Origin of the sequence: Mesomycoplasma ovipneumoniae, from assembly GCF_038095995.1 — a bacterium.
Lineage (GTDB): Bacteria > Bacillota_I > Bacilli_A > Mycoplasmatales > Metamycoplasmataceae > Mesomycoplasma > Mesomycoplasma ovipneumoniae_F.
Map to the genome: position 1 here is coordinate 227,966 of NZ_CP146005.1, position 12,280 is coordinate 240,245.

Below are 12,280 nucleotides of genomic sequence, written 5' to 3' on the forward strand. Positions count from 1 at the left end.
TTTTTGGTAAAAGTTAAAAAAGTGTATAAAACACGATACTTTTTAAGATTAGCTCATCAAACTGTCAAACTCAAGTACTAAAAAAAACCAGATAAAACTGGTTTTTTTTAGTTAAATTTTTGAGGCAAAAATCCTATTTTTTATTATATTTTAGCCCTAGTGCATTTAAAATTACTTGGATTACAAAGTTAAATGGCTTATTATAGTGAGGCAAGAAGTAGAAATCTGAAAGAGCAATTTCAGGTAATTTTAGACCTTTTTGAATTGCTAGTGAAAGGAAATAAATTACTTCAGTGTGATTATATTCTTTCCCATATGAACCAATTTGAGCCCCAATTAATTTTAGACTTGACTTGTCATAAGCAATTTTGATTCATACTTTAGATTTATTTTGCATAAATTCTGGGCGATCTCAGTCTTCAAGATATTCAACGCCAACATTATCTAATCCCATTTTTGGACAAGCATTTTCACAATATCCAGTTGAGGCATAATTAAATCCAAAAACAGAAATTGCATTTGTTCCAACATAACCTGGGAAAGGAATATCTTCACGTCCTGCGATGTGGAAAGCAGCAACTATTCCTGATTTTACGGCATTTGTTGCAAGTGCAATGTGAGCGTGTTGTTTAGTTACATTGTGAACCATTGAAGCTGAATCACCAATTACATAAACATCTTTATCACTTAAGCAACGCTGAAATTCATCAACTTTGACTGCGCCATTAGCAGTTTTTTCAACGTCTGTTAAAATTTTAGTATTTGGTGCAAATCCGATAGCTAAAATTACAAGGTCAGCTTCATATTTACCTTTGTCTGTTTCAACAAAAGCAACTTTTTTTCCACTTTCATCGGCAATGAAACGAACAACTTTTTGATTAAATTGTAAATTAATACCTTCTTCAACGATTTTATCCTCAATTTTTTGAGTAAATTCCTTATCAAAATAATTAGGGATAATTCTATCTTGCATGTCAATTAGTGTTGTTTTTTTACCATATTTGTGAAAAGCTTCGAGTAATTCAATACCAATGTAACCACCGCCGATAATAATTACATTTTTAATTGATGGATCAACTGCTTTTGCTTTAATTTCTTTTGCGTGAGTAAATGTTTTTGAAACTAAAATATTTTCAAGATCAATTCCTTCGAAAGGTGGAATAATCGGCCAAGTTCCGCCAGCAAAAACTAATTTATCATAGCTATCTTTAAAAATTTCGCCACTAACTAAATTTTTAACAGTAATAATTTTATTTTTACGGTCAATTTCGAGAACATCATGCTGTAAATGAACATCGATTCCCATTGATTTTAATTGTTCAGGACTTGAATAAAAAAGTCCAGATGGATCGCTAAATTCATCAGAAACTCAAAGTGCAATTCCGCAACCTAAAAACGAAATGTCAGTATTTCTATCATATGAGACAAGTTCCGCTTGTGGGTAAATAGTTTTTAGGGTTCTTAAAAATGAAGTTCCGGCATGGTTAGTTCCGATTGATATTATTTTCATAAAATCTCCTATTTTTAGTGTTTTTTCGGGAGTAAAAAATTAAATTTAATTTTATTAAATTATACAATATTTTTTAATTTTTTATTAAAATTAAGTTACAATTAAAAAAATAAAGAATAAAATAAAAAATCTTCGAAATTTTAGGAAAAACTACTAAATTTCGGAGATTTTTTCACTTTTTGACTAAAAAGTTAATCATTTATGCATTTACTTAATAAAAAAATTGCGGCTGTTTCAGAGCGCAAAATTCTTTTACCTAAAGATACAACTTGAAAATCAAATTTTTGGGCTAGCTCTATCTCTGACTCATCAAAGCTGCCTTCAGGACCAATTATTATAATTGTATCGCTTTCTGATTGGTCTATTTTTGTCTGGTTTTTTTGACCTTCAAAGGCGATTAATTTTTGGCTAAAATTACTAGAGTTTTTCAAAATATCACTGTAATTTACAGGTAAATTTATTTTTGGAATCAAATTTCGAAAACTCTGTTGCGCGCTGTGGAGGCAAATTTGCTCTCATCTTTTTAGTTTTTTTCTTAAGTCTCCTTCTAATTTTTGGCTGACATTTTTACTAAAAAATGGTCAAATTTCGCTTACGCCAATTTCAACAGCTTTTTGAATTGCAAATTCAAAAGATTTTGTCTTTAGAATTGCAAGTGCTAAAATAACCTTGTTTTTAGGCTCATTATTTAATTCAAGTTTTTCAATAATTTCAGCCTTGTTTGAATTTTGAACTAATTTTGTAAGATAAAATTCACCTTTATAAACACAGATAAAATTTTCGTTTTTAATTCGCACAACTTTAATATGATTTAAATTTAAATCATCAAGAATAAAAAAATTTTCTTGTTTTTCACTAACAAAAAAACGGAACATAGATAAAATTTTAATATAAAATTTTACAAATCCTAAAAATTAAGTAAAATTATTATTATAAGGATAAAACAAATGAAAAAATTATCAGCTAATGAAGTTCGCCAACTTTGATATGATTTTTTTCAACAAAAAAATCATCTTCTTATAGAATCTAAACCCCTTGTTCCACAAAATGATGATTCACTTCTTTGAATTAATTCAGGAGTTGCGGCGTTAAAAGATTATTTTATTGGTAAAAAAATTCCACCTTCAAAACGACTTGTTAATTCGCAAAAAGCACTAAGAACTAATGATATTGAAAATGTTGGGCAAACCTCAAGGCATCACACTTTGTTTGAAATGCTAGGAAATTTTTCAATTGGAGACTATTTTAAACTTGAGGCGATTGATTTTGCCTTTGAATTTTTGACTAAATGATTAGAATTAGACCCTGAAAAACTTTATATAACATATTATGATAGTGATTTTGAGACTTTAAATAAATGGAAAAGTTTAGGTTTTCCTGAAAATAGACTTATTCCCGGCGGTAAAAAAACTAATTTTTGAGACTTAGGTCAAGGTCCTTGTGGTCCATGTACTGAAATTTATTTTGACCGTGGTGAAAAATTTGATGCTCGTGGCGATCAATTAATAAGAAATGACATCGAAAATGACCGTTTTATTGAAATTTGAAACATTGTTTTTTCAGAATTTAATAACGACGGAGCACAAAATTATTCGCCGTTAATGTCAAAAAATATCGATACTGGTGCAGGTTTTGAAAGAATCGTCTCAATTTTGCAAAACGGTCCAACTAATTATGATACAGATTTATTTTTACCAATTATTGCAGAAATTCAAAAGTACACTAATTTTAAATACGATATTGAAAATTATTTTAAAAAAGATGCAAAACAAGCCCAAATCAATAAAAGTTTTAGACTAATTGCCGACCACATTCGCGCAATAAGTGCCGCAGTAAATGATGGAGTTATGCCATCAAATTTACACCGAGGCTACATAATTAGGCGTTTAATTAGAAGAGCTTATTGAAACGGGAAAAAATTAGGAATTTCAGAAGAGTTTTTACACAAATTGGCCCCAATTGTTGCTAAAACCTTGAATGCTAATTTTGATATTGAAAAAATTGAGTCCGTGATTTATCATGAAGAAAAAAATTTTATAAAAACTCTTGAAATTGGTCATGAACTTTTAGAAAATGAGATAAAAAAAACTGAAGGCCAAATTTCTCCAGAAATTGTTTTTAAACTTTTTGTTACTTACGGATTTCCTCCTGAACTAACTCAGGAAATCCTCCAGGAAAAAAATATTAGTTTTGACCTTAAATCATTAGAAGAATATCGCGAAAAACATGCTCAAATTTCCCGGGCAAATATTAAAAAAGGTATGGGAAAAGTTATTGATTCTTTAAATCAAGTTGAATCACAAATTTCAGAATTTGTAGGTTATGAATTTCACAAAACTGAAACAAAAATTACTTTTTTAGCAAACCAGTTTAATGAAATTGACCAAACCAACGAAGGTGAAATTTCATATGCAATTTTTGAAAAAACACCTTTTTATGCAACAGCTGGTGGTCAAAAACATGATCAGGGATATATAATTCAAGGCGACAAAAAAATTGAAATTATTGACGTTTTTAAAGATAAATTTTTAAATAATGTCCATGTTTTTGAAGGTAAACTATCAAAAAATTTACCTGTAATTTTAGAGCTAAATTCAGACAACCGTTTAAAATTAGAGCGAAATCACTCGGCAACTCACCTTTTATTTGCCTCACTTCGGGCAGAATTTGGTCCTCAAATTAAGCAACTTGGATCTGATAATAATGAAGAAAGATTGACTTTTGACTTTCCTTGTGCCCAAAAACCTTCGAAAGAACAAATAAAATCTGTCGAAAACCGTGTAAATTCATATATAAGTCAACAAGTTCAACGTGAATATTTAGTCACAGATCTACAAGAAGCCCAAAAACTAAATGCAATTATGACATTAGAAGAATCAGAATACATGGATCCTAATGCGCTTCGACTTGTAGTTTTTCCTGGAATTACAACAGATTTATGTGGTGGAACTCATATTCAAAACACTAAATTATTAGAAAAATTCACAATTTTATCTTGCCAAACTAAGGGTTCTGGAATTTACCGGATTCGTGCGGTTAGCTCTTTTGCCAAAAATGTTGAGTTTTTAAAGCAAAATATTGAACTTTTAAAGTTTCAAATTAGTTCACTGGTTAATAAAATTGCAAAAATTAGTCAGGATTTTACCTTTGATTTTCCAAGTTTTACTGATTTAGATTTAGAATTTGAGCACTTGACAAAAATTGAAGAAGAGCTTAAAGAAAAATACAAAAAAATCCTAAAAAATCAAGATATTTCTCAATCATTAGAATTAAATTCAGAAAATTTTGTTGACATTAATCAAAATAAGTTCTACATTGATTTGGAATTTAATTCCAAAAATCTAAAACAATCAGCAGCTACTTTTAGACAAAAAAACCCAAAATCTACATTTATTTTAGCTGCAAATCTCGAAGATGAAAATTATTTAATTACAGTTGCATCTTTTAACTTAGAATCAAATGTTATTCTTGAAAAAATTATGGAAATTTACGATGGTGCAGGAGGTGGAAATTCTAAAATAGCGCAGGCAAAAATCAAGAAAAAACCTATAAAAGACAATATAATTAAGCTTTTATGAGCATTAGACCCAGAGTTTTAGCGCTTGATTTAGGGGTTAAGTCTTGCGGCTTTGCAATTTCTGATTCAGATTGGAAAATTTCTTTGCCCCTTGAGCAATATAATTTTAATAGGTATGATTTTGCAAGAGTTATTGCGCGAATTGGTTTTTGATTGGATCAATATTCCGTTTCTACTCTTGTTTTAGGTTATCCTTTGACTTTATCAGGTAAAATTTCGCCAAGAACAATTATGGTTGAAGAATTTGCCCAATTAATAAAAAAACACTATCAAATACAACTTTTTTTCCAAGATGAGCGACTTTCTTCCAAGGAAGCAAACTCAATTTTAATTGACTCAGGCCTGTCCTTTAAAAAACGACAAAAAATTATTGACAAATTAGCAGCTCAAATTATACTTGAAAGATTTTTACAAACACAAAATGGATATGAAAACTAAAAAAACTTTAACTCAAGAACCAATAAACCTTTCAGACCCGCAGCGAGTAATAATCGCAAAAGAAATTTCAAATTCAACAAAGCCAGCTTATGAAAAACTTTATTCACTTTTTTATACTGAATTTGAAGATTTAAGAATTTTTTCTGTTGTTTTTGATGAGAAAAAAAATATTCTTGCCTTTGAAATTGACAGAAATACTTGAGAAACTACAAAAACCTTTGTTGAATTTGACGACCAGACTATTGAACTTTTAGAGATGCAAATTAGTGAATTTTTTGACACAAATAAGTTCATATTTGAAGGTAAGTCAATTGATCCTTTTACTTTTTTCAATAATTTCTCGCCCGAAACTGATTATGATGATATAATTGAGGAACTTAGTGATAAAGAAGTAATTAGAGTTCCTGAATTAAAAAATAAAGCAAAAAAAGCTATAAAATCAAAGGTAAATTAAGATGAAACTAATTGTTGGACTTGGTAATCCAGGTGAAAAATACGCTCAAACAAAACATAATGTTGGATTTTGAGTTCTTGATTTATTAGCTGAAAAACTCGGATTGACCTTTGATCAAAAAACTGAAAATGGCGTTTTTTGTAAAACAAGTGATTTTATTCTTGCAAAACCAACAACATACATGAATAAATCAGGTGATTTTGTCTTTGAATTAGTCCAATTTTACAAAATTAATATTCTGGACGTGATAATTGTTTATGATGATATGAATTTTGAAATTGGCCAGGCAATAATTAGAGCAACTGGAAGCGCAGGCGGCCAGCGAGGTATGGAAAATATTATTGAAAAATGCGGTACTAAAGATATAAAAAGACTAAAAATTGGTATTTCGCGGGCCGAAAATTCTAAGGAATATGTGCTTAGTCCTTTTGAAAATCAGGCCAAAATTAAAGTTAAACAAGTTATTGACCAAGCTGCTGACATTCTTATTTTTTATTTATCAAATAGTTTTATGACTACGGTTCAAAAATTTAATGCTAACAAAAACAAAGCCTAAAGAAAGATTTTTAATTGCAGTTTCTGGCGGCTCTGATTCAATGTTTTTGCTTGACAAATATAAAAATAAAGATATAATTGTTGTTCATGTCAATTATAATTTGAGGCCACAGGCCATTTTTGAAACTTTATTAGTTTCAAAATTTTGCCAAAAATATAATATAATGCTTAAAATTTTATCCTTTGATAGCTTTTCTGTTTCAGGAAATTTGCAAGCAAATTTAAGAAAGGTTCGTTACGAGTTTTTTTACCGAATTTATAAACATTTTAAATGCACAAAATTACTTGTTGCTCATCATTGAAATGATTTTGTTGAGACAATTTTTTTGCAAAAAGAGCAAAAAAAGCTAGTAACATTTTGAGGAATCCGCGGGCAAAATTTCCTTTTTGGAATGCAAATCTCAAGACCACTTTTGTATTTTTACACAAAAAAAAGAATTCTTAAAAGTTGTAAAAAAAGAAAAATCCCTTATCTTGATGATGATTCAAATTTTACAGACAAATATAGAAGGAACGCAATTCGCTTTAAATTGCAAAAATTAAGCACTTTTTCTTTATTTTTTACTTTTTCTGTTCATTTCATTGCAAATTTTTTTAAATTAATAGAACTAAAAAAAAATTATAAAACTCTTGAAAAGTGAAAAAAAACAGAATATCATGCTTATTTTTTCCAAAAAATTCGAAAAAAACCAGAAATTATCTTTTTATATTTGCACCAAAATTTTGACAATATTAAATTATCAAAGGGAAAAATCAATTCAATAATTGACTTTATTAGTTCAAAAGCACCCAATGGATCGTTTTTAATAAAAAAAAATAACTATATAATTAAAAAAAAACTAAAAATATACGCAAAATCTAGTAAAATTTAGTAAGATTTGTTGAACTAGAAAGGAAAATCATGCAAGTAAAACAAAAAAAGAAGCCATCGGTCGGTTGAATTGTTCTTTTAATTATAGTTTTAGGGGTGATTACTTATTTTATATATACTCAATTACAACCTAGTCTTACTGTTAAAAGTTTATCTCATTTCGAAGAACAACTAATTAAAAATGCCAAAAACACAACCGATGGTAATTTCTTTTACTCAATTATTTTTGATATTAATGCTTATCGAATTCGTGTAGTTGAAGCTACTGAAGGTAAAATAATTGCTTATTCGGTAATAGCAAATCCTGCTGTTATTACAAAATTCCAATCTGGTGCTGCTGAACTTAGCCCATTGATTAAAAATCAACTGCAAAATTCAAATATTACAACATATTCAGAATTAGTTTCACTTGCAGTTAAAACAATTCCCTCAAATTATACAAATCCTGGAGTAGCAACAAAGGCTCTTCTTAATGAACTTTACAATTTAGTCGGTGCACAAAAACCCGAAGATAATGTCTATTTGCCTTCTTTTACTTCAGCCGATAGACCATCTACAACATTTGGTCAATATATTCTCTCATTTCTCCCTATACTTTTGCCAGCTTTAATAATTGGTTTTATTATTTTTCGTGTGAACAAAAATTCTCAAGGAGGTCCGGGTTTTTTCAATCCTGGAAAAAATCAAGCAATCCGTATTAAATCTGATAAAAAATACTCTGATGTTGCAGGAAATGTTGAGGCTAAAGAGGAAATTGCTGAATTTATCGACTACTTAAAAAATCCTGGGCGTTATTCTAGCGCTGGTGCAAAAATTCCACGCGGAATTTTGCTAGGAGGTCCTCCGGGAACTGGAAAAACATTACTTGCAAAAGCTACTGCTGGTGAAGCAAATGTGCCTTTTTTCTTCATTTCTGCATCTAACTTTGTGGAATTATATGTTGGTGTTGGAGCAAAAAGAGTACGTGAATTATTTAGAGATGCACGAAATGATTCTCCGGCAATAATTTTTATTGATGAGCTTGATGCAATTGGACGCTCCCGTGGTTCAGGAATTGGTGGGGGTAATGACGAAAGAGAGCAAACACTAAATCAACTTCTAGTTGAAATGGACGGTATGGTTGAAAATACCGGACTTTTAGTAATAGCAGCAACAAATAGAACTGACGTTCTTGATCCAGCCCTTTTACGTCCAGGTCGTTTTGACCGTTCAATAATTGTTGGTCTTCCTGACGTTAGAGAGCGTGAAGAAATTTTAAGATTGCATGCAAAAGGTAAAAGAATTTCTAAAAATGTCACACTTGCAAATATTGCCAAAAGAACTCCTGGATTTTCAGGTGCCCAATTAGAAAATGTTATAAATGAAGCAACACTTTTATCAGTTCGTGAAAAAACTCAAGTCATTACAAGTGAACAAATTGACGAGGCAATTGACCGAGTAATTGGTGGACCTGCCAAGAAAAATCGCGTAATAACTGAAAAAGAAAGAATAATGGTTGCTTATCACGAAGCTGGTCATGCCGTTGTTGGTTTAAAATTAAGATCCGGGGTAAAAGTTCAAAAAATTACAATTGTTCCCCGTGGAAATACCGGTGGTTATAATTTAATGCTTCCTGAAGAAGAAAAATATAACAGTACAAAATCAGAACTTTTAGCAACAATTGCGGCATTTATGGGTGGTCGGGCAGCTGAAGAAATAAAATATGGTGAGCAAGAAATTTCTACTGGTGCTGGTAATGATATTGAAAAAGCTACAAAAATTGCCCGTAAAATGGTTACCGAACTTGGAATGTCATCACTTGGTCCAATTCAGTATGAACAAGACCAATCATCGCCATTTTTAGGAAGAGATTATATAAAAAATACATCATTTTCTTCAAAAGTTGGTCATGAAATTGACATCGAAATTCGCCAAATTATTTCTAATGCTTACAAACAAGCTTCTGAAACAATTAAAAATAATTTAGATTTACTTGAATTAATCAAGGATACTTTATTAGAAAAAGAAACAATTGTTTATGAAGAAATTCAACAATTAGCTGAAACTCTTGAACCACTTCCAAAATCAGACCCAGTTCAAACTAGTGCTGTAAAACCTTCTGATATTTTGAGTGAACTTTTATCAGTAGATCCAGATCCTGAAGATATTTTAGATGAAAATCTTCAACAAAATTCAGAGCAAAATTCTGAACTAAATTCAGGCGAGAATCCTGAAAAAAATTCCGGCCAAAACCCTGAACAAATGTTAGATCAAAATTCACAAGAAAATCCTGAACAAAACTCAGAACAAACCCCTGGTGAAAATTCAGAAGAAAATTCTGACACTACTCCAAAACAAGACTAATTAAAATTTTTTCATTTTTATTTAAAATTTAGAAATACTGAAAATAGTTTCAGAATTAAATTGACGTTTTAAGGAATAAGACTATGTCAAAATTAAACGACCAACAACAATTTCGCCTTGAAAAACTTAAAAATTTACAATCCAAAGGATTTAATTACCCAAAATCAGTTTTCTTGCATGATAATTTGGATGAAATAATTAAAAAATATCAAGATAAAAACCATGACTTTTTTGTTGAAAATCAGATTAAAGTCGCTTTTGCAGGTCGTCTTATTCGCCAACGTTCCCCATTTTTCATTATTTATAGTCAATCATTAGAATTTCAAGTGTATGCAAACAAAGATTTTCAAACACAAAATCAGTTTACTTTTTCAAATTTAGACCTTGGCGACATAGTTGAAATTTCTGGATATTTATTTAAAACTAAAACAAATCAAATAAGTCTTAAAGCTGAAACTTTTTCAATTTTAGCAAAATCACTCCATCCATTACCTGATCAATATTATGGAATTGAAAATGCTGATGATAAATATCGTAAGCGCTATTTGGATTTATTAGTAAATGAAAAATCAAGACAAACTTTTATTATTAGAAGCAAAATCATCTCCTTAATTCGCAAGTTTTTTGACTCACAAGGATTTTTAGAAGTTGACACCCCTGTTTTGCAACCAGTTTTAGGTGGTGCTTCGGCTAAGCCGTTTGTAACATTTTATAATTCATTAAGCCAAAATTTTTACTTACGAATCGCAACTGAATTACCGCTAAAAAAATTATTAGTTGGTGGAATTAATGCTGTTTATGAAATAGGCAAAATTTTTCGTAATGAAGGTTTTGATACAACTCATAATCCCGAATTTACCTCAATTGAATTTTACCAAGCTTATTCAGATTTAAACAAGATAATGAATCAAACTGAAAATTTAATTCGCTTTTTGTTTGAAGAACTCGGATTAAATCAATCAGAACACTGATATGGAGATAATAAAATTGATTTTTCACAAAAATTTGCACGGTATGATATGGTTCAAATAACTTCGGAAAAAATGAATTTTGACCTTAAAAATGCAGATTTTTCAGCTTTAGTTGAGGAAGCTAAAAAACACAATATAAAAATTGAACCATTTTTTACAAAAGGTCATTTAATCAACGAATTTTTTGAAAAATTTGTTGAACCTACTTTAATAAATCCGACTTTTATTACCGGTCATCCCATTGAAATTTCACCCTTAGCAAAATCTGATCCTAATAATCGCAATTTTACGCTTAGAGCAGAACTCTTTATTGCTACAAAAGAATTTGCAAATATGTTTGACGAGTTGAATGATCCTATTGATCAATTAGGTCGCTTTCAAGCACAAATTAACGAAAAAGAAAAAGGAAATCAAGAAGCTTCAGAAGTTGACCACGAATTTATTCAAGCTCTTGAGTATGGAATGCCTCCAGCGGCAGGCTGCGGAATTGGGATAGATCGTCTTGTGATGTTATTAACAAATAATGAATCCATTCGGTCAGTTATTTTATTTCCACAACTTAAATCTAAAAAGGATTAAAATGAAACTATTTTTTGCTTTTGATCTTGATGGAACATTATTGCGCTATGACAATACAATCCATCCTGAAAATGTTAAAATGCTCAAAAAACTCTATGAATTAGGGCATATTTTAGTTGTAGCAACTGGTCGAGGTTTGTCAGCTTGCATTGATTTAGCAAAACAATATCCATATTTTCATTATCTTGTTTCAAATAATGGCACTCTAATTTATGATATTAAAACCAAAAAAACAATAAACAAAGGCACACTTAAAAAATCAGTTGCACTTGATTTATTTAAAGATTGTAAAGATACTAATTCAATTTGTGCTTTTTCAACCCCACACAATCTTTTTGAATATTCTCCTCATAAAAATTATGATTGATTAAAAAATCAGCATATAATGGACCTAAAACACTATACAAAACTGAATGATTTTGAAATTATAGAAATTATTCAAGCAGATCCAATAACACAAATTGCCTTTCGGAATGATGAAAAAGCAATTATAAATCTTCATAAAAAATGAGCTGAAAAGCTAAATAATTTATATAAAGTAACAATAACAAACCGAATTTTTTTGGATATTAATCCTTTAAATGTGGATAAATCTACTGCAATTTTAGAATTACTAGAAAAAAATAACATAAGTACCAAAAAATTAATAACTTTTGGCGATAGTTCTAATGATTATGGAATGATAAAACTAGCTCGTTATGGTTTTGCAATGCAAGATGCAACTCCTGATTTAATTGAGGTAGCCTCAAGAAAAATTGGAAGCTGTAAATCTGACACAATCGCAAGAACTATCGATATTCTTTTAGAAAATCAAGACAAATTATTTTCTTCTTAAAATTACTCCCTAGTTTGCCAGTTTGATGAGATAATCTTAAAAAGTGTCCGATTTTGGGCACTTTTTAACTTTTTTGGCAAAAGTTAATTACCTATTTTAAAACACTGGTAAAAATCAATTTATGGATAAAACAACAAAAATCATAAA

General features: G+C 29.8%; 10 protein-coding genes. 8 read left to right on the plus strand and 2 right to left on the minus strand.

From position 1 onward, the window contains the following. Window positions 1-133: 133 nt before the first annotated feature. Entirely contained in the window at window positions 134-1,510 is a 1,377-nt protein-coding gene (locus V3249_RS00955) for an FAD-dependent oxidoreductase (protein ID WP_337896866.1), read from the minus strand. Between the two features lie 191 nt (window positions 1,511-1,701). Continuing rightward, window positions 1,702-2,385, minus strand: coding sequence for a 16S rRNA (uracil(1498)-N(3))-methyltransferase (locus V3249_RS00960; RefSeq protein WP_337897015.1), 684 nt, complete (start codon window positions 2,383-2,385; stop codon window positions 1,702-1,704). A 72-nt stretch (window positions 2,386-2,457) separates the two neighbouring features. Here V3249_RS00960 and alaS point away from each other — a divergent pair, with 72 nt between their 5' ends. From alaS to V3249_RS01000, 8 genes are all read left to right on the plus strand, one after another. Beyond that, window positions 2,458-5,109 carry an alanine--tRNA ligase gene (alaS, locus tag V3249_RS00965; RefSeq protein ID WP_337902478.1) on the plus strand — a complete coding sequence of 884 codons (2,652 nt, stop codon included), beginning with the start codon at window positions 2,458-2,460 and terminating at the stop codon, window positions 5,107-5,109. Beyond that, a complete protein-coding gene (ruvX, locus tag V3249_RS00970; protein WP_337897013.1) occupies window positions 5,085-5,525 on the plus strand; it encodes a Holliday junction resolvase RuvX in 441 nt (146 codons plus the stop codon). The genes alaS and ruvX overlap by 25 nt, the downstream gene beginning before the upstream one ends. Further along, the gene (locus V3249_RS00975) at window positions 5,515-5,979 is read left to right on the plus strand and encodes a hypothetical protein (protein ID WP_337897012.1); all 465 of its coding nucleotides are present in this window, start codon (window positions 5,515-5,517) and stop codon (window positions 5,977-5,979) included. The genes ruvX and V3249_RS00975 overlap by 11 nt, the downstream gene beginning before the upstream one ends. 1 nt (window position 5,980) lies before the next feature. Then, a complete protein-coding gene (pth, locus tag V3249_RS00980) occupies window positions 5,981-6,535 on the plus strand; it encodes an aminoacyl-tRNA hydrolase (RefSeq protein WP_044284440.1) in 555 nt (184 codons plus the stop codon). Beyond that, entirely contained in the window at window positions 6,513-7,406 is an 894-nt protein-coding gene (tilS, locus tag V3249_RS00985) for a tRNA lysidine(34) synthetase TilS (protein WP_337897011.1), read from the plus strand. Before pth ends, tilS begins: the two co-directional genes overlap by 23 nt. Before the next feature lie 29 nt (window positions 7,407-7,435). Then, window positions 7,436-9,748, plus strand: coding sequence for an ATP-dependent zinc metalloprotease FtsH (ftsH, locus tag V3249_RS00990; protein ID WP_337897010.1), 2,313 nt, complete (start codon window positions 7,436-7,438; stop codon window positions 9,746-9,748). An 83-nt stretch (window positions 9,749-9,831) separates the two neighbouring features. Continuing rightward, a complete protein-coding gene (lysS, locus tag V3249_RS00995; protein ID WP_337897009.1) occupies window positions 9,832-11,298 on the plus strand; it encodes a lysine--tRNA ligase in 1,467 nt (488 codons plus the stop codon). Window position 11,299: 1 nt separating this feature from the next. Beyond that, window positions 11,300-12,133 carry an HAD family hydrolase gene (locus V3249_RS01000; RefSeq protein WP_044284444.1) on the plus strand — a complete coding sequence of 278 codons (834 nt, stop codon included), beginning with the start codon at window positions 11,300-11,302 and terminating at the stop codon, window positions 12,131-12,133. The last annotated feature ends 147 nt before the right edge of the window (window positions 12,134-12,280 follow it).